18 protein-coding genes are annotated in these 19753 nt (G+C 47.1%); 3 read left to right on the forward strand and 15 right to left on the reverse strand.

Features of this window, described 5'->3' with window-relative positions; genetic code table 11:
* Window positions 1–46 precede the first annotated feature (46 nt).
* The 3 genes from V5J77_RS21990 to efeO form a co-directional block, all read right to left on the reverse strand.
* Window positions 47–1831 carry an FTR1 family protein gene (locus V5J77_RS21990; RefSeq protein ID WP_338552981.1) on the reverse strand — a complete coding sequence of 595 codons (1785 nt, stop codon included), beginning with the start codon at window positions 1829–1831 and terminating at the stop codon, window positions 47–49.
* A gap of 22 nt (window positions 1832–1853) precedes the next feature.
* Window positions 1854–3098 carry an iron uptake transporter deferrochelatase/peroxidase subunit gene (efeB, locus tag V5J77_RS21995; protein WP_338556985.1) on the reverse strand — a complete coding sequence of 415 codons (1245 nt, stop codon included), beginning with the start codon at window positions 3096–3098 and terminating at the stop codon, window positions 1854–1856.
* 82 nt (window positions 3099–3180) lie between these two features.
* The gene (efeO, locus tag V5J77_RS22000) at window positions 3181–4092 is read right to left on the reverse strand and encodes an iron uptake system protein EfeO (protein WP_338552982.1); all 912 of its coding nucleotides are present in this window, start codon (window positions 4090–4092) and stop codon (window positions 3181–3183) included.
* Window positions 4093–4568: 476 nt separating this feature from the next.
* On the opposite strand from efeO, the gene V5J77_RS22005 reads away from it, so the two are divergent.
* Window positions 4569–5486, forward strand: a complete 918-nt coding sequence (locus tag V5J77_RS22005; RefSeq protein ID WP_338552983.1) for a hypothetical protein — start codon at window positions 4569–4571, stop codon at window positions 5484–5486.
* Window positions 5487–5610: 124 nt separating this feature from the next.
* The gene (locus V5J77_RS22010; protein WP_338552984.1) at window positions 5611–5850 is read left to right on the forward strand and encodes an NHLP leader peptide family RiPP precursor; all 240 of its coding nucleotides are present in this window, start codon (window positions 5611–5613) and stop codon (window positions 5848–5850) included.
* A gap of 51 nt (window positions 5851–5901) precedes the next feature.
* Here the strand turns inward: V5J77_RS22010 and V5J77_RS22015 are convergent, their stop codons facing one another.
* The 9 genes from V5J77_RS22015 to V5J77_RS22055 form a co-directional block, all read right to left on the reverse strand.
* Window positions 5902–7818 (reverse strand): HAMP domain-containing sensor histidine kinase, encoded by a 1917-nt coding sequence (locus tag V5J77_RS22015; protein ID WP_338552985.1) that lies wholly within the window; start codon window positions 7816–7818, stop codon window positions 5902–5904.
* A gap of 154 nt (window positions 7819–7972) precedes the next feature.
* Window positions 7973–8839: a protein-glutamate O-methyltransferase CheR gene (locus V5J77_RS22020; protein ID WP_338552986.1), complete on the reverse strand. Its 867-nt coding sequence runs from the start codon at window positions 8837–8839 to the stop codon at window positions 7973–7975.
* Window positions 8812–11523, reverse strand: coding sequence for a CHASE3 domain-containing protein (locus V5J77_RS22025; protein WP_338552988.1), 2712 nt, complete (start codon window positions 11521–11523; stop codon window positions 8812–8814). Before V5J77_RS22025 ends, V5J77_RS22020 begins: the two co-directional genes overlap by 28 nt.
* A 180-nt stretch (window positions 11524–11703) precedes the next feature.
* Entirely contained in the window at window positions 11704–12456 is a 753-nt protein-coding gene (locus V5J77_RS22030) for a sigma-70 family RNA polymerase sigma factor (protein ID WP_338552989.1), read from the reverse strand.
* A complete protein-coding gene (rsbW, locus tag V5J77_RS22035) occupies window positions 12453–12896 on the reverse strand; it encodes an anti-sigma B factor RsbW (protein WP_338552990.1) in 444 nt (147 codons plus the stop codon). Before rsbW ends, V5J77_RS22030 begins: the two co-directional genes overlap by 4 nt.
* Window positions 12897–12962: 66 nt before the next feature.
* A complete protein-coding gene (locus tag V5J77_RS22040; RefSeq protein WP_338552991.1) occupies window positions 12963–13508 on the reverse strand; it encodes a DUF948 domain-containing protein in 546 nt (181 codons plus the stop codon).
* 146 nt (window positions 13509–13654) lie between these two features.
* Window positions 13655–14110, reverse strand: a complete 456-nt coding sequence (locus tag V5J77_RS22045) for an ATP-binding protein (protein ID WP_338556987.1) — start codon at window positions 14108–14110, stop codon at window positions 13655–13657.
* Between the two features lie 17 nt (window positions 14111–14127).
* Window positions 14128–14454, reverse strand: a complete 327-nt coding sequence (locus tag V5J77_RS22050) for an STAS domain-containing protein (RefSeq protein ID WP_338552992.1) — start codon at window positions 14452–14454, stop codon at window positions 14128–14130.
* A 299-nt stretch (window positions 14455–14753) separates the two neighbouring features.
* Window positions 14754–15899, reverse strand: a complete 1146-nt coding sequence (locus tag V5J77_RS22055) for a fused response regulator/phosphatase (RefSeq protein WP_338552993.1) — start codon at window positions 15897–15899, stop codon at window positions 14754–14756.
* 224 nt (window positions 15900–16123) lie between these two features.
* Between V5J77_RS22055 and V5J77_RS22060 the strand changes: the two genes are divergently transcribed.
* Window positions 16124–16501 carry a YtxH domain-containing protein gene (locus V5J77_RS22060; protein ID WP_338552994.1) on the forward strand — a complete coding sequence of 126 codons (378 nt, stop codon included), beginning with the start codon at window positions 16124–16126 and terminating at the stop codon, window positions 16499–16501.
* Between the two features lie 273 nt (window positions 16502–16774).
* On the opposite strand, the gene V5J77_RS22065 is transcribed toward V5J77_RS22060, so the two are convergent.
* From V5J77_RS22065 to V5J77_RS22075, 3 genes are all read right to left on the reverse strand, one after another.
* Window positions 16775–17488: a Crp/Fnr family transcriptional regulator gene (locus V5J77_RS22065; RefSeq protein WP_338552995.1), complete on the reverse strand. Its 714-nt coding sequence runs from the start codon at window positions 17486–17488 to the stop codon at window positions 16775–16777.
* An 84-nt stretch (window positions 17489–17572) separates the two neighbouring features.
* A complete protein-coding gene (locus tag V5J77_RS22070) occupies window positions 17573–18667 on the reverse strand; it encodes a carbohydrate ABC transporter permease (RefSeq protein WP_338552997.1) in 1095 nt (364 codons plus the stop codon).
* Entirely contained in the window at window positions 18667–19749 is a 1083-nt protein-coding gene (locus V5J77_RS22075; protein WP_338552998.1) for a sugar ABC transporter permease, read from the reverse strand. The genes V5J77_RS22070 and V5J77_RS22075 overlap by 1 nt, the downstream gene beginning before the upstream one ends.
* Between the last annotated feature and the right edge of the window lie 4 nt (window positions 19750–19753).

A 19753-nucleotide genomic window follows, 5' to 3' on the forward strand; every position in this document is an offset into this window, starting at 1 on the left:
CAGGGCACCCGCTTTAGCTTGTTCATATAACAGCTTTATTAGATTGCTACGCTTTTCTTCTCGCCTGCTGCCACACGAACATTATAATAATGACCACCAATACCGCAAGCTGCGTAAAAGCTGTCTCCAGCGTTGGATAAATTCCAAGGAAGCCAATGGTCGGCCATTCACTTAACGCATGCGTCGGCAGCCATGCAGCAACCTGCAGCGAGTGAATGCTTTCTCCCATAAAGCGGAACACCAAATAATAAATGAGTACCGATGCCACAATGAAAAAGGGACGAATTGGCAGCTTCGTGCTGAAGCGAATAATAACGAAAGCAATTGCCACGAGCAGCAGGAACGTTACGCCAATACCTAGGATCATTTGGTAGGGATCAATGGAAGGTGCCATGCCGACATAAAATATCGTCGTCTCCGCCCCTTCCCGCATAATAGCAAGCGCCGACACAGCGAACAAGGACCACAGACTGCCGCGCGCGATTGCGCTGCCCATTTTGTTGTCAATATAGCTGTTCCAGCCTCGCAAATTCGCTTTGCTGTGCAGCCAATTGCCAACGGTTATCATCAAGATGACGGAGACGAGACCAGCGATGCCCTCAATTGCTTCACGCGCGCTGCCAGCAGCCGCTTGAGCAATCACATAAGTGAGCAGCACAGCCATAACCGCGCTCAGCAGCAGGCCGACCCAGACGCCAGACCACACCCAGATGCGTTTCGACTCGTTGCCCGTTTTTTTCAAATAAGCCAGTAAAGCCGCAAGCACGAGAATCGCCTCAAGCCCCTCGCGGAGCAAAATCATTCCAGCATCCCAGGCAGTATAGCGCGTTTCCTCCACCATTGGAGCAAGTATCTCTCTGATTTCCCCAATTACAGCTTGGGCTTTATCCGGTTCCGGCGGATTGGAAAGCAAATAGCCCGAAACCGCCGTCATTTGAATTTCGATTTTCGTATAAGCATCAGCAGAACGAATCTGAACCTGCCCTTCAACCGACGGCCATTTTGAAATAAAGGCTTGCATTTGGCCATCAGCCTCACTTAAGTTGCCTGCGGCTATGTCTTTAGCTGCTTTATCAACAATTGCAATCAGGTCAGCAATGCCCAGTTTTTCCGCTGGCACCGCAGCCGCATCAATTTTGCCCGCCATATAATCATTAAGCAGCTGAATCATCGCGTTGGCTTCCGTCTCGGCCTGCTCCGCACGCGGCGGCTCAGCCTGAAGCGCAATTCGGATCATGCTCATTGCCGTCTCCAGCTTGCCATAAACGCTGAAATTGTCCGAGCGGATCGCAGGTTCAATTGTCAGCCAATTATCGTTAATCGTCTTATAATCAGCGCTCGCCTTTCCCCATTGCTCCCCTTTAATTTCGACCAGCAGCTTTGTCGCCATAGGCAGCAGCAGCTTTGCCGCTTCCTTGCCGCTCAGCTTAGCTTGATCGTCCTTCTGGACGGTTTTCACATATTTATTAATCGTCTTTGCCAGCTCGGATAAGGAGGCTTTCGCCTCATCCGGCTTGCTGTCCCCCTGTTCCAAGAGCACGATTGCATGAGCCAGAGCGGAGTCGACATCGGCGGATAAATCTGATTTTTTCACGTTTAGCTGCTTCCAGCGCTCATTTGCTTCTTTAATATGGCCGGATGCCTGCTCCCAGTCACTCTGGCTTGCCGCCGCAAGCGCTCCGCCAACGAGCGGAAGCAGCTTATCCAAATCGCTGGACGCTTCTGCAAAAACGGGCCTCACGCCAATCGAGCTTGCAGCTATAGCTGCTAAAATAACGATAATGCCGAGCCATTTCCATCCTATGCTGTAACGGCTGGTACCTGAAAACATATGCCGCTTCTCCTCTCTCCTGCTACAATAACGTATCTCCAATATAACCGCCCTCTCTGACGCCAGGGAAACAGGCAAACACGGCGCTGCCCGTATGCACGATATATTCATTCAGCTTATCCATGCGGCTCAGCTTGGTCTGCATCGGAATAAACTGCTTGCTCGTATCGCGGTTATAGCAAATAAACAATAGTCCCGCATCAAGCTGTCCGGTGCGCTTGTCAAGACCACTGGAGTAGGAGTACGAGCGGCGCAATATTTTCAAAGACCCGTCACCTCTAGCAAGTGCCAGATGCGAGTTGGCTGGAATGACCGGCTTGCCGTTCTCATCCTTTTTATTCAAATCAACGGTGTCAAACTCCTTCAAGCTGCCAATTGGAGCACCGCTCTCCCGGTGACGACCGAAGGTTGCCTCTTGGTCAGACAGCGTCGAGCGATCCCACACCTCAACCCGCATGCGAATTCTTCTCACGACCATATAGCTTCCGCCCGCCATCCATGGTACACCGTCATCGGCGGAAGCCCAGACGACCTGCTTCATCTGCGCTTCATCGCTCGTATCCGGGTTCGCGGTTCCATCCTTGAAGCCCATCAAGTTGCGCGGGGTTGCTCCCTGCTTATCAGCGCCGGATGTACGCTGAAAGCCTTCCGTCGTCCAGCGAAGCACCGCTTTCCCCCGTGCGATCCGCGTCAAATTACGAATGGCATGGAAGGCGACCTGCATATCGTTTGCGCATACCTGCACGCCGATATCGCCACCGCACCACTCCGGCTGCAGCTCATCGCCGCCAAATGCCGGAAGCTCCTCAAGGGTAGCGGGCTTCTTGCTTGACAGGCCGAAGCGTCCATCAAAAAAGCTCGGCCCTACGCCGAACGTAATCGTTGTTTTGGAAGGCGATAAGCCTGCGGCTTCGCCCGTGTCGGATGGCGGCAGGTTCAAGTTATTATTGTCCGTGCCAATCATCGTTCCTTGTGTCATTGCAGCTGAAGCGGCCGTCCAAGCTTGAAACAAGGTACGTACATCATCAATTGAAGCTGCAGTCAGATCAAAAGCAGCGAATAGTATAAAATCCTGTGACGGCGTCGCAATGCCTGCCTGATGAGCACCGTAAAAAGGCAGCACATCTCCATTTGCTCCAGCCCCTGTCGCCGCCGGAACGGTCAGCGTCTTGCTTGCCGCCTGCATAATGCCGCCCATGCCAGTCGCGCCGATCAGCAAACCAGCCCCACCAACGCCCATGAGCCGCAATAAATCTCTGCGGCTCATCGGTTTTTCCAGCACACTGTCGCCAGCCTGCTTCTGATTATGCTTTTGTTTATCGTCGTTGTTAGTAGTAGAACTCATGACATTAAGCCCCCAAAATTTTGCCCATTTGTGAAAGCGGTTCTGCCAAAGCGTCCAGCAGCTGGCTCAGCTTCTTCGTATCTTCTTCTTTCAAATCAAGGTAAGATTTATAGCCGTCGCCATCTTTATAAACGGCAAGCGCATCGTCAAGGCTTGTGAAGCTTGTGCCAATCAATGCTTCCAGCTGCGCATCATGCTTGTTCAACTGCGGCTTAAGCAGCTCATAAATTTTCTCCGCACCTTCAACGTTAGCTACAAAATCATACAAATCAGTATGTGAATAACGCTCCTCCTCGCCTGTTACTTTAGAGGAGGATACTTCGTTCAGCAGCTCAACCGCACCCGTAACGAGCAGGCTAGGCTCAATTTCGACCGTCTCCATCAGTGCGCGAAGCAGCTTGATGTCCTCAAGCAGCGTATCGGCATAGCCTTCAGCGCCTTTTGTCGTATTTTCTTCCCATAAAATTTTCTCGATTCGGTGGAAGCCTCTCCATTCCTTCTCGTCGACATCATTTTCACGGGCATCAATATGAGGGTCAAAATCGCCCAGCGCTTCAGCAATCGGCTCGATTCTTTCATAGTACATTCTCGATGGCGCATACAGCTGCTTCGCCGTCTCCAATTCGCCCGCTTTAACGGCATTGACGAATTTTTCGGTTTCAATCACGAGCGAATCCGCCTCTTTAATGGTGAAGGCGCGATATTCGTCAAGAATAGGCTGCCATTCCTCTGCGGTGGCAGGTGCTATTGTAGCAGCGGGCGACTCCTCCGACGCTGCCGGCGTTTCATCAGCTGTATTTGCTGCTGTCGCTGCCGCGTTATCTGTTTTTGTATTAGCAGCAGTATCCGATCCGCATGCAGAAAGAAATAATAGGCTTGCACAAGATAATGAAATTGCGATCAACTTCCAGTTCATTCGATTTTCCCCTTTAACAATCCACGTCATGTGAATTTATTCTATTGCGAAGTATATTCCTGTTGAGAATCATTGTCAATTATATTTTTATGGCAACAACGGTACTTATTTTTCGTGCATCTCTAGCTGACCGAAAGCAGGAGCCAAATCATTAACAACTATTCTCATCAAACATACCAAATAGAAAGAAAGCCATACAGCGGGATTGGATCAATTCCGCATGTATGGCTTAAATCATTAATTCGCAAAATCGGTACGACTGGTTGCATTATTAGCCCATTGTCTCCCATGCGCTCCTCCTTTTTCGCATTCGCCTTTCTCTTTTTATCGTTTTCCCACAAAAAAAGTTTCAAGTTTCTACATTTTACTTAACTTACCCTCTATCTTCAACAACCAAAACAAAGTATAATACTGGAAAACATATTATTTAATGCGCCTTTTAGCCTATTATATAAAGATAAGAGGTCTTTTGCCCTATGACATTTATCACTCATTTTGAAGGCCGCCTTCAGGCCGTTTTCTCCAAAGCAGAGCAATTAACAGCTAAATTTCCCGAACCGCTAAATCAAAAGGGACAAGCTTATATTAGGCATATTAATCCTCTGCATCGCAGCGGCAGCCAGAACTATCTCGGCTATTTGCTGCCCTATTGGATGACGGAAATGGCCGATGTGACCGAGGAGCAATGCGAGCAGCTTGCCCTTGCCAATTTATTCGGCATGCTGCATTTTTTCATTGTGGATGAAGTGATGGATAAGGGGAGTGCGGAAAGCAGACAGAAACTGGCTTTGGGACATTTATTTTATACGCAAATGTACGGTGTCCTGCACCGTTTGCATCCAACTGATTCTAAGTTTTGGGAGTATTATGATCGTTACATGGCCGATTGGTCGCTTGGCGTGACCGAAGAATCCGAGAGCGATTATTTCAACACCGATCCGCTTCGTACCGCTTTAAAATCATCACTCGTGAAAATAGCCAGCACCGGAGCCTTGCTCCTATCGGACAAGCACGCCTTCATACCAGCAGTCGAACAGGCTGTTGATTATGTGCTTGTTGCGCTTCAAATGGCCGATGATTGGACGGACTGGGAAGCAGACTTAGCTGATGGAAGCTACAACGGATTGCTAGCCTTATTCAAGAATAGATGGCCGGAGCATTCGCCTATTATCGTCAGTAAAGTAAGAAAAGCGATATATGTACAGGGGCTGCTAACGGACTATGTCGAGCTCGCTCGCCAATTTCAGCAAGCCCATCAACAATTAGGCCTTAAGGCTGGTTATTTACTAGCGTTTCATGCCTCCATAACCGATTCTCTCGCAAATGATGCTCAAGCTATAGAGCTCAATCGCAAAAAACAGATGGAGGGCGGACTCTTTCAAACACTAGCATGACATATTCCGTTAAAATTTTTGCTATTCATTAGCATTTTATGAAAATATATAGTAGTTTTTGTCGAAATTCCATGCTACAATATGCAAATGGAACTTATACATAATACTAGAAAGGTGGAAAAGTATGAGCAGCGATAACCCGTTAAGACAACAAATTATTCAGAAAGCATGGGAAGATGAGGCTTTCAAGAAGCAGCTGCTAGCTGATCCACGCGCCGCTATTAAAGAGGCTTTTCAAGTTGAAATTCCAGAAGACATTGAAGTAAACGCAGTAGAAGAACAGACTAACAGCTATTATCTCGTAATCCCTATCAGTCCAGCTGATAGCTCCAAAGCAACTGTTGCATCTCCGCCTTGGAAGTAACCTCTACGTACAGTCATCAAGCAAGCGCCCTGCCAGGAAGGCAAGGCGCTTTTATTGAATTTCTGCTATAGGCAAGCTTACGAACGCTTCCGTACCTACTCCTTTAATACTGTTAAAATAGATCCGACCGTTCATTACTTCAATAATGCGGAAGGTAACCATTAGCCCAAGCCCTGTACCTTTGGACTTATTAGAGAAATACGGCTCGCCTAGTCTTTCCAGCTCGCTCTCTTCCATCCCTACTCCATTATCGCTAATGCGAATAATGACGGTGGAATCCTCCTGATAGGCGATAATGTCGATGCTGCCCTTTGTTGGCAGCGCTTCGATGCTATTTTTCACAATATTAATAATCGCTTGCTTGAACTTAGAGGAATTACCACGCACATACAGCTCAAAATTCGACTCCACCCGCAGCTCTCCACCTTGAATCGTAGCAAGCGGAGATAGTATAGCTTCAATTTGCCCCAGCTCCTCCGCTATATTCAATATCGTCGTCATTTCAACCTGGGGCTTGGCAAAGGTCAAAAAGTCCGTAATGATGCTGGATGCGCGATCCAGCTCGTCGATAGCCAGCAGCATATAATTTTTATCCTTCTGATCGGCGGAGCGATGGCCAATTAACTGGAGAAAGCCGCGTGTCACCTGCAACGGATTGCGCACTTCATGTGCAACTGATGCGGCAAGCTGGCTAATGATTTCCATTTTCTCAGAACGCTGCAGCTCATTATTGAATACCTCCAGCTTACGGGAATACAGCAGCATTTGCTCATAATTATTAATGATCCGGCGGATTAACACCACGATTAAAGAGAAAATGAAAAACAGCGTTCCCCATTTCCAATAAAACATTTCATAATCTGTGTGAGTAAAATAAATGACCAGCTCGGATACTACAGTTAGTGCAAACAGCGCAAAGCCTATAGAAATAATAATGCTTTCCCGATTTCGCTGCATACAATAAAACGCAAGCACCGAAATTAAGATGATGTTGCCAATTATCACGGACGAAGCGAAGATAAGTGGCACGATGCGCTCATAATAGTGCAGCACTCCTCCACCTAGCAGGATGCTCAACAGCAGCCATGCGATGCTTCCGGTGGAGATGGCTAATTGGACACGCAAACAATATTTGAGTACCCGGCTTGTTCCCTTACTAATAATTTGCTCAAAAAATAAAAAGATCCAGGTCATAATAAACGTCGAGGATATATCAAACAAATAATAATACACTCGACTGGATTTTCCGAAAAACGCATACAAATACGGAGAAATCGTCAACGTCATAATCCCAAGCGAGAGCATCAGGAGGCATAACGAATTCCAGCCTGGCCAATATATTTTATTCACAAACAGCATACATATAAGTAATGAAATAGATACAAATACAAGCGTGCAGCCCAAAATGATATCCAGAATATTTTTCTGCAAATATTTAGAATTCATGCTTTGGAAATCGCCAAGCTTCACGCTACCGTCGATTCCTAGCGAGCTTGAATCTGCGTTGCCTTTTAAATAGATGTATATCGGCTTATTATAATAATGAGGAGACAGCTTCAGCAAAATATTGTTTGTCTCATAGCCGTAGTTGCGCTCATCCTCATATATAAGATAACCATCGTTAAATATACGAATTTGCTGCGCAAAGTTCACGTCAAGCATTATTCCAGGATTTTCCCACTTCAAATCTGGAACCTCAATCTTGATCCAGGCGGAGTTAAAGCCATCCGGCTTCGTAGTGACCCGATCATTTTCAGTTGACCAGATCCATCTATCATTGTGCTCCTGATCCATCACATCTGCGAGCACCGGCTCCTGACTTGCCTCATCTAGCCATTGAATATACCACTGATCAATATGTGTTATTGGTGGAGGAGGAGGACTCGCAAAAGCCCGAGGAACCATTAAACAGATGGATAAAACGAAGAATAGTACGACGAACCTTGCGTATCTCAATACTTCTCTCATTCCTGCACCTCAAAGCCTCGAAGATTCATCACTAGCCCATTTCTCCTAAAGTATTCGACAATCTTTGATAGCATCCCTGCCTTTTTTACCTATTGGCAAAAAAATTATATAACACAAAAAAAGAGCAGACAAGCCGCTCTTTTTATCATATAGCTTAGGTTACGTCATCTCCGCTTAATGTTGGTTTGCGATAGATTCGCTCATTCGGGTTAAATTCGACATATTTAAAATGCTTATCGAGCTGGACAATGGACTCCTTATTACCTAAACCGAGAAACCCCTCCACCGCCAAACTGCTGTAAAACAGCTTATGGACTTGCAGTTGCAAGGTCGTATCGAAATAAATCATCACATTACGGCAAAGAATGAGATGAAATTCATTAAACGAGCCGTCCGTCACCAAGTTGTGCTGGGCGAACATAATATTATCGCGCAGCTCAGGCAAAAAATAAGCATATTGATGATCCGTTTGATAATATTCGGAAAATGCGCTTATTCCGCCTGCTTCCATATAATTTTTCGTATAGATTTGCATTTGCTTGAGCGGGTAAGCACCTCGCCGGCACTTTTCAATCGCGCTCTCACTCATATCGGTCGCATATATTTTGCTATGCTGGGTGAGGCCCTCCTCTTTGAGCAAAATAGCCATAGAATAAACCTCTTCGCCTGTCGCACAGCCAGCATGCCAAATTCTTATTTCCGGAAGTCCTCGCAAATAAGGGATCACCTCTTGCCGCAGGGCACGAAAAAAACCAGGGTCCCGAAACATCTCGGTCACTCTAATAGAGAAATCATGCAGCACCTTATCCAGCATGTCTTTATCACGAAGCACTTGTTCAAGCAGTCTTGTAATCGTAGGGATTCCTTCAATACGCAACCGATTTTGAATCCGGCGCATGAGCGACGAACGAATATAATGCCGAAAGTCAAATCCATAATAACGGTAGATGCCTTCTAAAAATAATTCTAGCTCTACGTTTTCCACTTCTTGATTCATCGACCCTCCTGCTTCGTCATCCATACGCGGAGCAGCGAGTAAAGCTGCTCCATTTGGAGCGGCTTACTAATGTAATCCGAGGCGCCCGCCTGCATGCAGCGCTCCCGATCATTCCTCATCGCTTTGGCCGTGAGTGCAATAATCGGCAGCTCCTTCAGCAATGGATTGCTGCGAATACTGCGTATAGCTTCCAATCCGTCCATAACCGGCATCATAATATCCATAAGAATAATATCAAAGTCAGGCTGATGATTCAAAAGCTCCACGCCGATCTTGCCATTGCTCGCTGATTCCACAATAACTCCTTTACTGGTAAGGGCCGTCTTAAGCGCAAATACATTGCGATCATCGTCATCAACGAGCAGCAGCCGCTTTCCTTCAAATAGCCGCGTATCCTCTATATGAGCTTTACGCTGTGCCTTCTCTTCCTCGCTAAGCTCTTCATCATCCTGTTGCTTAGCATCTCCTCCAGCATCATCAGATGCAAGCCATATTACGGTATTCGCACCAGCCGCCGACTGGTCTCGACTATTCAGCATCTCCTGACTGAACGCCACGAATTCTTCACTTAAGCTTGGTAAAAACAACGTAAAGGTACTTCCCTCGCCCTCCACGCTCTCAAGCTGCAACCTGCCTCCTAGCAGGCGGGTAAATTCACGGCAGATGGATAAGCCTAAGCCCGTACCGCCATATTGGCGGTTCGTTGTGCCATCCGCTTGCTGGAATGCTTCGAATATAATGGCTTGCTTGTCTGGCGAAATGCCAATGCCGCTGTCGGTTACCGAAATCGCAATCATCGTATCTGATGGAGCCTCGCCATTATAAAGCTCTACTATTTTTGATTGTGCAACTGGAGAAATGCTGAGGTGCACGTAACCTCTATCTGTAAACTTAAACGCGTTGGACAGCAGATTTTTTAATATATGCTGTAAGCGGTGACCGTCCGTCGATATAATAGGCGGCGCTTGCTCATCGAAGCCCGTAACGAAGGAGAGCTGCTTTTTCTCGGCTACAGGATCGAATAGCTGGCGCATCAACATTGGAATCTCAGTCATATTCACTTCGTCAATCGTTACTTCAAGCTTACCGGCTTCAATTTTCGATAAATCCAAAATATCGTCGATCAGGCTGAGCAAATCCTTGCCTGCCGAATGGATGACGTGGGAATAATGCTGTTCTTCCTCCGTCATCGTCTTATTTTCATTCTCATAAAGCATCTGCGACAAAATTAAAATGCTGTTAAGCGGCGTACGCAGCTCGTGCGACATATTGGCCAGAAAATCAGTCTTGTACTGCGAGCTCTGGATAAGCTTCTCGGAATACTCCTCAAGCTCATGCTTCGTCTGCTCCAGCTGACTGTTGCGCTGCTCTGCCAAGTCCCGCTGCTCCTGCAAATAATCGTTCGTCAGGCGCAGCTGCTCCTGCTGCATTTGCATTTCTTCAGACTGTGCCTGTAATTCCTCAGACTGCGCCTGAAGCTCCTCGGTCAGCATTTGTGATTCATTAAGCAGACGCTCGATTTCCATACGTCCTATGACACTGTTTATAGCTACGCCAAGGCTTTCCTGCAACGCTTTAATAAGGGTAAGATGCTTGTCATCGAAGCTTCCTAAAGAGGCAAATTCCACAACCGCCAGAACTTTGCCCTCAAAGAAAACCGGAGCCACCAGCAAGCTTCGAGGAGAAGCCTCCCCTAAGGAAGAGCGGACTTTAACGTATCCCATCGGCAAATCTGTCAAATGATAAAGCCGTTTGTCAACGACACATTGACCAGCAATTCCTTCTCCGGGCTTGAAGCTTACTGCCGCTTCTATAGCATGATCGTGCCCGGCAAAAGAAGCCGTCTTCACATAGGTGGATACGCCATTTTGTACATGGCGCAAATAAATAGCGCTATAAGTAGCATCAACCATCGGCGTTACTTGATAAACAAACGCTTCGGACAAATCAGCAATATGCTTAAAGCCCTGATACATATCCGCTACCTCCACGGTCCGCTTCTGTACCCAGCTTTCTTCATTGACGTTGTCCAGCAATTCATTCGTCGCCTCGGCTAACTCGCGAATTTCATCCTTCGTATTTACGCGAATCCGCTCATTAATATCACCTTCTGAAGCGATGATGCTGCGAATCGTATGTTTGACATCCTTAATCGTACGAACAATGGCACCTGAGACGAATATAGCAGCAGCAATCGCGCTTATCGTCACTAAAGCAAAGGCAATAAACAGCACATTTTGCAAATTGCGATTATTTTGTGAGAGTGCCTCCACTCTTAGCTTCGTTAGCTCCTTCTCCGAAGTGCGAAGCTGATCCAACTGGGTACGCACCTTTTCTACAATTTCCTTGCCCAGATCGCTCGCATAATAGGTCCGGATCGCATCCATCTTGTTTTCTTTACGCAGTTGAACGACGGGCTCCCCCGCAAACTTGCCCCATTGCTCAATATTAGCTTTAATTTCCTCTAAATTCGCCTGTTGGCCAGGATTATCATCCAACAGCTCATGCAGTTTACTGTAATTGCTTCCCCATGCTAAATTAGCATCATTGTAAGGAACTAAATACTTCTCGTCACCACTGATAACGTAACCCCGCTGCCCATTTTGCATATCAAGCATATTAATTTCAAGCTGATCAACCATTTCGTGAACGGTAATATCGTGATCCGCTATGAAATTGATTTCGCTCTGCAAAGCATTTATACGCACAACAATAATACCAATAGCAACTGCTAAACATAATAGAATGCTAAGATAGCCTAATAAAATTTTCGCTCTTATTGTAAAGCGCATCGAACGCCAAATAAGTCATTCCTCCATTCCAACCATACTTATAACTCTATCATCCTTGCTTAGAGTATGGCAAGAAAAGAGGCATCTCAGATAAACTTACAGCCATGCCCGCAGCTTCTCAATCGCACGCTTCTGAATCCGTGAAACACTCATTTGCGAGACTCCCAGCTTGTCGGCTATCATGCGCTGCGACTGGCCTTCCTGATAGATTAAATGGATAACGGTCTGTTCTTCTTCCTTGAGGCTTTTCATCGCTTCCCCTATATCCAGCCTCATATCAAGCGCTTTAAATTCATCAGACGGATTAGCAATGAGGTCACCAATTGAAGCACCATCCCCTTCGCTGGTGAGCGGCGTATCCAGTGACGTATAATGGTAATAATCACGTCCTGCCAAAATTTCAATCGTCTCTTCCTGCGTAAGCTCCAGATGGGCCGCGATTTCCTCCACCTTCGGCGAGCGTTCCAGCTTGACCGTCAATTCATCAATCGCATGCTGAAGCATGCTGCCCTTTTCCTTAACACGTCTAGGCACCTGAATATACCAGGAGCGGTCACGCAAATAATTTTTTAAATTTCCGATGACGCTTTTCATCGCATAACCTTCAAACGGAATACCAATTGAAGGATCATATTGTTTAAATAGCCGCAGCAGCGACATTTGTCCTACCTGAAATAAATCCTCATATAAGTCAGGACGGCTGCGTGACATTTTGCCAGCAGCCATGCGAACGATATCCTCATAATGCAACAGAAGCGCAGTAGCCGCTTCATTACAGCCTTCCTCTCGGTAGGTATGCATATAAGCGGCAATTTCACTTGGTGCTTTGGAGGAGGGTTTTATGCTCATGCCATTTCCTCTTTTCTGCCAAGCAGCTTGGTAAGAATGACCTCCGTACCGCTAGTCGTATTCACTTCCACATGATCCATAAGCTCCTGCATCATATACAGACCAAGTCCGCCGATTGGGGCATCGCTTAATCTCGTGGAGTGAAGCGCACCCGCTGTTCGATTAACAGCCTGTTCATAATTGAAGCTTGTGCCATTATCACGAATGCAAATTTTAAGTCCATCACACTGCTGTTCAAAATTCACATGTAGCTCGCCCGAGCCTACATGCTCATAGCCATGTATAATCGCGTTATTACACGCCTCGCCCACTGCTACCTTCATATCTTCAATTTGCTCATATTCGAAGCCTAACTTAACGGCGAGACCGTAAAGAGTCAATCTAACAATATCGAGATAATCTGCCTCCGCTGGAATTGTCAATTGCACCGATGTTTTCATATCAGCCATTCTTTCCTTTCTACTGTAAGATGTAAAGCAACGCCTATCATGCTGCTAACGGTTTGTTTAATGTCTGCTTGAAGCCGTATGATGCGTAGCCGCTGGCCCAGCTGCATTTTCTGAGGCTCCCGTTCCAGACTTGCGCTCTGCGAGCATATGCAGCACTTTCGCAGCTAGCGTTGCTCCTTGTGCAAGCAGCTCTGTCTTTGTAGTATTTACTGCCGCTTTAGGTCGCGCTGCTTCCGCTTCGGCTTGTGCAACAGCTCTTTCCTTCCGCAGCTTCTGCCCTGACTTCACAGAAGAAATGAGTGCAACCGCCGATTCCTTAACTGCCGAGGTCGCCTCCTGAACGACATGACCTACATTATCAAGCGAGCCGAATAACGCATCCAGCGATTTGAGCTTCATATTTACATCATCAGCAACAGAGTTCGTCGTTTGAACGACGCTTTTCACCTCTGTGCCGATTGCCGATATTTCATGCTTCACCTCGACTAAAGTTACCCTCATCTCATCGAGTGAATACTTAAGTGATCTAAGCGCCTCTATCACATAATAAACGAGTATGGCGAAAGCAATTGCTGCAATCAAAACCCCTATCTCCCATAGCATAAGCATAGCCCCCTTACTTTCCTTGTGCCTCTTGTTACGTTTAAGTTACCCTGCTACCCAAGGACTGAAACAGCAGCCGGCTAGCCATATAAAAAAAACAAAACCACGACTTGCCGGGACGTCCCATGCCTTGTCGTGGTTATGTGTTATTGCAGCGGCAGAAGACGCTTGGTCATGACAACCTGCGTGCTTTCTGCGGAATGGATATTAACTTCATCCATTAATGCCTGCATTAAATACAAGCCAAGTCCACCAACTTCCAAACCGCTTGCGTCTTCACCTTCAAGCGGCCCTGCCTTTTCCATATAATCGCCAGCTTCAAAGCCTGCTCCGCTGTTCGTAATTTTAATCGTCAAATGATCTGGCAGCACTTCAAATTCAACTTTAATTTGAAGCTCATCCTCCGCTGCCTGATCGGCATGAGCCACTTCCCGCTCATCTGCTTGATCTGGCGCATAATGCAAAACAGCGTTATTGCAAGCTTCCCCAACAGCAACCTTCATATCCTCGATATCCTCGAACGAAAAACCCATTTTAGAAGCAATACCGTATAGGCTAAGCCTGACGATATCTAAATATTGTGCGTCCGCCGGTATTTGCATCACAATACGCTTCATCCCTAGCTTACGGTCCCTTCGTTGATATAGCCTGAAATGCCGGTAATATCAAATAGCCGCTTAATGCTTCTTGGAATATTTTTAACGATAAATTCAGCTTTCTTCTCATCACGCGCTTTAATGACTGACACAACGATGCCAATACCTGTGCTATCAATATAAGCAAGACGCTCCGTATCAAGAATAAGCGTCTTATCCGTACGGTTCACAACCGTTTCGAGCAGAGAGCGCAGCTCCGGTGCTGCGGCCAAATCAAGCTCACCGCCTACTTGTACAATTATCGCGCTATCCGTTTCATGAATAACTGCCTGAAATTTGTTTAATGTCATTGAACACACTCCCAAGGCAAATTTTAAGTAGATCATATCAATAACACCGTCACTGCACAAGCGGAGAGCAGCCGATCTTCAAGATCGGCTGCCCGCTTGCCGCTCGCGGGATATAAGCGACTATTACAATTACCATGCCTACGTTTGCAATAATCTGAAAGGCAGCCAATCATGCTGTTCATACAAATCCAGCATCTGCTGAAATAGTCAGATATGCTACTATTAAACCGTTTGGGAATGATTGAAACAGCCCGCGAGCCATGCTTTAAATTTTTTTATATTGTATCTCACTTATCCTTCTATCTCGCCTTCCCTTTTGTTTCGACCGTAACAAGGCAAATATCATCCTGCTGGCTTACCTGCCCCAGGCCCTCGAATAGATTCAGCACATGATCCTCAAGCTGTTCCCCATTTCCACCCAGCCTTGCTTGCAGCTGCTGGACATCATCCTCTTGTCCTTTGGCGATCTGATCGAGCAGGCCGTCGGTATAGAGCACGATTTTCACCTGATTGCGATAAGCAATCGTACCTTTCTTCACTTCAATGTTATCAAAAAATCCTAACGCGCAGCAGCCTTCCGTCAGCAGCTGCGGCTTTTGATCCACAAAAGCGATACCGGCGGGATGCCCCGCATTGACATATTCAATCGTCTGCTCGCTTGTGTCCAGCACATAATAAATAGCGGTAAAATAATAGTTCATTAGTTGATTAGAGCCCTGCAGCTGCATCATTCTCCGGTTCAGCTCAAGCACGACGAGCTCAGGATCGGAAATGCTCTTAATCGTATCCTGCAACGCCGAATAAATATACATACATACGAGCGAGGAAGAAATGCCATGGCCCATCATATCAAGCAAAATAACGCCATATTTTCCGCCGCCTAAGCAGTACCAGGCATAAAAGTCGCCTGCTAGCTCAGATGATGGGCGATAAATCGCATCTATTTTGACCCGATCATTGTCTATCGGATCGCTAAGTATGCTGCGCTGCACCTGCTTCGCCAAATTCAGCTCGAAGGAAATACGCTGATCGCGCTCCCTATGCCAATCCTTTTCATATTTAAGACGAAGCGCTGAGCGAATGCGAGCAAGCAGCTCGACTTTATTGATCGGCTTCATGACATAATCAATCGCTCCCGCGTCCAGCGCTTCCGCCAGCTTATTCGAATCCCCAAGCGCCGTAACAAAAATAACAGGTATATCGCGGTAGCGCTCGCTCTCCTGAATGCGCCTGCACGCTTCAATGCCATCAATGCCCGGCATCATTAAATCCATTAGAATGAGAGAAACCGGCGGTTCCGTCGCATTCGGCTCATCTAGCTCCAAAATATCAAACAGCTCCATCGCTGAGGAGGCTGTTGCTAATTTCGTATATCCGGCTTTTTGCAAAATCTTCTCTATAATGAGCAAATTCGTAGCGTTGTCGTCCACAATTGCAATTCGCATATGTTCGCGCTCCTTTCATAGCTACAAGTTAATCAACCTTTTTTGTCAAAGTGAAACGCTCTAGTAGTTATATCATATACGATTACGCCTTTCCAATCCTATAAATAATGCTCCTTCCATAAGCGAGTTTCATTCCAATTCATTTTAACCCTTGTTTCAAAATTTGCTAGGCGGGTTACTTAATGACATGAGAGACGATAATCAGACAAGAGGAGAGGATTAACATGTCAAACCCTGTAAACGAAGCAAAATCAAACGGACTGCTCGCAGGAATTTTAATTGGAGGTGCGCTCGGTGCTTTGTCAGCCCTGCTGCTTGCTCCTAAATCAGGCTCTGAGCTGCGAAAATCTCTTTCCAATACATGCTCGGATTTAACACAAAAAACAGGTCGCCTAGCTTCCAACATTAGCGAGAAAACGAGCGAGCTTGTTTCAACTATCGGCCATAAAACGCAAAACCTTGCCACCACCGTTCGCGATGAAGCCTCCGATATAGCCGACCACGCGAAGGAAAGCACCGAGCATGTCATCAACACTGTTACTGAAAAAGCCGAAGAAGCGAAGGAAAGCATTAAGGCTCAGCTTGAGTCCCCTCGCGTTTAAGTCTCAAACGGCTACTATTCCCTAACATAAAATAAACGAAAAAAAGGAGGCCGCCTTGCAAGTAGCGAAAAACTACTTTCAAGGCGGCCTCTCGCAAGGCATTATGCTTGCTTAATGGAGAGGGCGCTTCGGCTAGAAGCGCATTATGAATAGGTAATGAATAAATGGGAGGATGACGTCACGTCATTATTATTATCTTCTTCTTTTAAATCATAACAACTTTTCCCGCAAAAAAATGTAATCCAAATTACATTTTCGCAAAAATAATGGCAATCAGCCTTCTTGAGCGATAGCCTCCTCATCCATAAGCCTGCCATCCTGGTGAATTCCGCCGATAACCTGCAACTGCTCTTTGTTCAAGATGCTGATCTTTTTGCTCACAATACGTATATAACCTTCATTTTGCATTTCAAGCAGCACCTTGGTCACCGTCTCCCGCACCGTTCCCGTCATATCGGCAATTTGCTGATGCGTCAGCTTCAGACCGATCGTCGTTCCGTGCTTATCCGCCAGCCGCAGCAGGAGCCGCGATATCCGCGTACGAGCATTTGTAATTGTCAGGTCGGTAATCAGCTCATTCGCCTTACGCAAACGCTCCAGCGTAATGCCCAAAATATGAATAAGAATGCCCGGATTTTCCTTCAACAGGGTGAAAAACTGCTCGCGCTTCAATACATATAGCTTGCTTTTCTCCAATACTTTCGCTGACGCAGAACGGAGCTTCGTACGATCAATCAAAGCCATCTCGCCAAAATAGTCCCCTTCATGGAAAATAGCAAGTATAACCTCGCGATTGTCCTCATGCCGGTAAATTTGTACAGCTCCAGCTTTAATCATATACAGCTCATCGCCTTCATCCTGCTCCCAGAACAGCTGGGTGCCCTTTGCAAAGGTTTTTGTCACGAACAACGGAGCGATTGCCGCCAGCTCCAAATCATTCAAATGCTCAAAAAAGGGAAAGTTACGCAAAAATGTAACATCTGACATCCTCAATCTCCTCCTACCCTGCTATTGTACCCAATCTGTTGGGCATCCGCACGGGTTTCTTGAAGGTGAAGCGCCCTTAGATGCCTAGCCTTTCACCGAGCCGCCCAATAAGCCGCGGACGAAATATTTTTGCAGGGCGAAAAATACAGTTAGCGGCATCAGCATAGAGACGAACGCAGCTGCTGTCAGCAGATGCCAATCGCTGCCTCTTGACCCTACCATTGCGGCAATCCGCATCGACATGACCTGTACATCCGGCTGGCTGCCGATAAACACCAAGGATACTAAATAATCGTTCCATACCCATAAAAATTGGAAAATACCGATGGAGGCAATCGCTGGAACCGACAACGGCAAAATAAGCCTTGTGAAAATCGTAAAGTTCGACGCGCCATCCATAAATGCCGATTCGAACAAGTCCTTAGGCAGCTGGCTGATGAACGTATACATAAAATAGATCGTCAGCGGCAGGCCGAAGCCGGTATGCGCAATCCAGATGCCGAGGTAGCTGCCGTTCAAACCAAGTGCGGTATAATCCTTCAAAATCGGGATGAGCGCAACCTGGAGCGGCACAACCAGCATCATAATGACCGCGACGAACATGGATCGACGCAGCGGAAACCGCAGCCAAGCAAATGCATAAGCGGCGAAGGTCGCGATCAGGATTGGAATAATCGTCGCTGGAATCGTCACAACTAGCGTATTGAGAAATGCTTTGGAGAGGCCTTCTCCCTTCTGCGCTCTTACCGTGCCGTCTGACTGCATAATTTCAAAGGTTTTGCCTGTCAGTACGCCATTATAGTTATCCAGCGTAAAATTCGAGTTCACCTTCCAGTCCGGCTGCTGCACCTGAATCGTGCGCGCCCGGCGATTTTCCCAGATGAGTCTGCTGCCATCCTGCGCGGTGACGCCAATACGCAGCTGATCATCGTCAAACACCTCGCCATTAACCTCAATCGGCTGCCGTAAATCGGTTTCCTTCGGCAGCGTAATCGTCGATTGCGTAACATAATCGCGGTGTGGGAATACCGTCCACCAGCCCGTCTGCAAAATATCAACCGCAGGCCGGAAGGAGGAGACCAAGAGGCCTGCCGTCGGAATGAGCCAGATGAGGCAAATAAAAGCGAGTATGACGTTGACGATGGTTTTCGACATCGTCTTTTTCCTTGTTCGCTTCATCAGAATCCCCCCTGTTTCCGGAACTGCCGCAAATTAATAATGATGACGGGAATGACAGCGATGAGCAGCACAATTGCCAGCGTTGCGCCGTAGCCGGCATTGCGATACATGAAAAACTGACGGTAAAACTGCGTCGCCACCACCTCGGTATCGTATTGCCCTCCCGTCATGACCATGACGACATCGAAAATCTTGAGCGTAAAGACAACAATTGTCGTTGATACGGACAAAATCGTCCCCGAAATCGCCGGTATAATGATGCTGCGAAAAATACGAATTTCCCCTGCGCCGTCAATACGCGCCGCCTCAAGCATATCCTCCGGCACGCCCTTGAGCGCCGCCGAGAACAGTACCATCGCAAATCCCGTCTGCATCCAAATCAGTATGGCGACCAGGAAGAGATTGTTCCAGGGCTGAAGCATGCTGGTAAATGCCTGCGCTTCCCCTCCGAAGGCTACCACGATCGCATTGAGCAGACCAATCTGCTCATCTCCCGGCTTGTAGAAATAAATAAACTTCCAAATAACCCCGGCAGCCACGAAGGAAATCGCCATCGGCATGAAGATTATGCCCTTCGCCAGCTTCTCGAAGCTGCTGCGATCAGCGAGCACGGCAATGAGCAAACCTAAGATGATGCAGGCAGTAGCGCCAAAAGCGACCCATATCAAATTGTTGCGCAGCGCGGTAAGCAGCAAGCGGTTCGTGAAAATGGCGGCATAATTGGAAAGCCCCACAAACTTCTCCGTACCCGCATCCATAAGACTCATATATAAGGTGCGCAGCGTCGGGATAAGCAGCAGCCAGCCGAGCAGCAACGCAGCAGGTCCTACGAAAATAAAGGGCTGGATGCGTCGCTTCCAGATGTCCGAATATTGCTCCACTGCCCAGTTAAACGACCAATAAATCGAATAAACGCCCAGCACTCCCCAAATGATAGCAAGCAAAGCATATAAGACAGATGGCAAATTCGTATCGCGCAGGAATAAGTAAATGCCTGAATGTATAATCGCATTTACGAGCACGACAGCCAGAGTAACGGCAACGTTTCGCGACTTGCTCGTTTTTGGCGTGGAAGCTAGCATGGCC

The sequence above is a fragment of the Paenibacillus sp. KS-LC4 genome (assembly GCF_036894955.1).
GTDB lineage: Bacteria > Bacillota > Bacilli > Paenibacillales > Paenibacillaceae > Pristimantibacillus.

Bases quoted from the DNA above. Each gene is read 5' to 3' on its own strand.
- V5J77_RS22040 (WP_338552991.1), bottom strand. From the start codon at position 13,508: ATGCTATGGGAGATAGGGGTTTTGATTGCAGCAATTGCTTTCGCCATA.
- V5J77_RS22050 (WP_338552992.1), bottom strand. From the start codon at position 14,454: ATGACATTAAACAAATTTCAGGCAGTTATTCATGAAACGGATAGCGCG.
- V5J77_RS22015 (WP_338552985.1), bottom strand. From the start codon at position 7,818: ATGAGAGAAGTATTGAGATACGCAAGGTTCGTCGTACTATTCTTCGTT.
- V5J77_RS22010 (WP_338552984.1), top strand. From the start codon at position 5,611: ATGAGCAGCGATAACCCGTTAAGACAACAAATTATTCAGAAAGCATGG.
- V5J77_RS22005 (WP_338552983.1), top strand. From the start codon at position 4,569: ATGACATTTATCACTCATTTTGAAGGCCGCCTTCAGGCCGTTTTCTCC.
- V5J77_RS22060 (WP_338552994.1), top strand. From the start codon at position 16,124: ATGTCAAACCCTGTAAACGAAGCAAAATCAAACGGACTGCTCGCAGGA.
- V5J77_RS21990 (WP_338552981.1), bottom strand. From the start codon at position 1,831: ATGTTTTCAGGTACCAGCCGTTACAGCATAGGATGGAAATGGCTCGGC.
- V5J77_RS22055 (WP_338552993.1), bottom strand. From the start codon at position 15,899: ATGCGAATTGCAATTGTGGACGACAACGCTACGAATTTGCTCATTATA.
- V5J77_RS22020 (WP_338552986.1), bottom strand. From the start codon at position 8,839: ATGGATGACGAAGCAGGAGGGTCGATGAATCAAGAAGTGGAAAACGTA.
- efeO (WP_338552982.1), bottom strand. From the start codon at position 4,092: ATGAACTGGAAGTTGATCGCAATTTCATTATCTTGTGCAAGCCTATTA.
- V5J77_RS22030 (WP_338552989.1), bottom strand. From the start codon at position 12,456: ATGAGCATAAAACCCTCCTCCAAAGCACCAAGTGAAATTGCCGCTTAT.
- V5J77_RS22070 (WP_338552997.1), bottom strand. From the start codon at position 18,667: ATGAAGCGAACAAGGAAAAAGACGATGTCGAAAACCATCGTCAACGTC.
- V5J77_RS22045 (WP_338556987.1), bottom strand. From the start codon at position 14,110: ATGCAAATACCGGCGGACGCACAATATTTAGATATCGTCAGGCTTAGC.
- V5J77_RS22075 (WP_338552998.1), bottom strand. From the start codon at position 19,749: ATGCTAGCTTCCACGCCAAAAACGAGCAAGTCGCGAAACGTTGCCGTT.
- efeB (WP_338556985.1), bottom strand. From the start codon at position 3,098: ATGAGCCGCAGAGATTTATTGCGGCTCATGGGCGTTGGTGGGGCTGGT.
- V5J77_RS22065 (WP_338552995.1), bottom strand. From the start codon at position 17,488: ATGTCAGATGTTACATTTTTGCGTAACTTTCCCTTTTTTGAGCATTTG.
- rsbW (WP_338552990.1), bottom strand. From the start codon at position 12,896: ATGAAAACATCGGTGCAATTGACAATTCCAGCGGAGGCAGATTATCTC.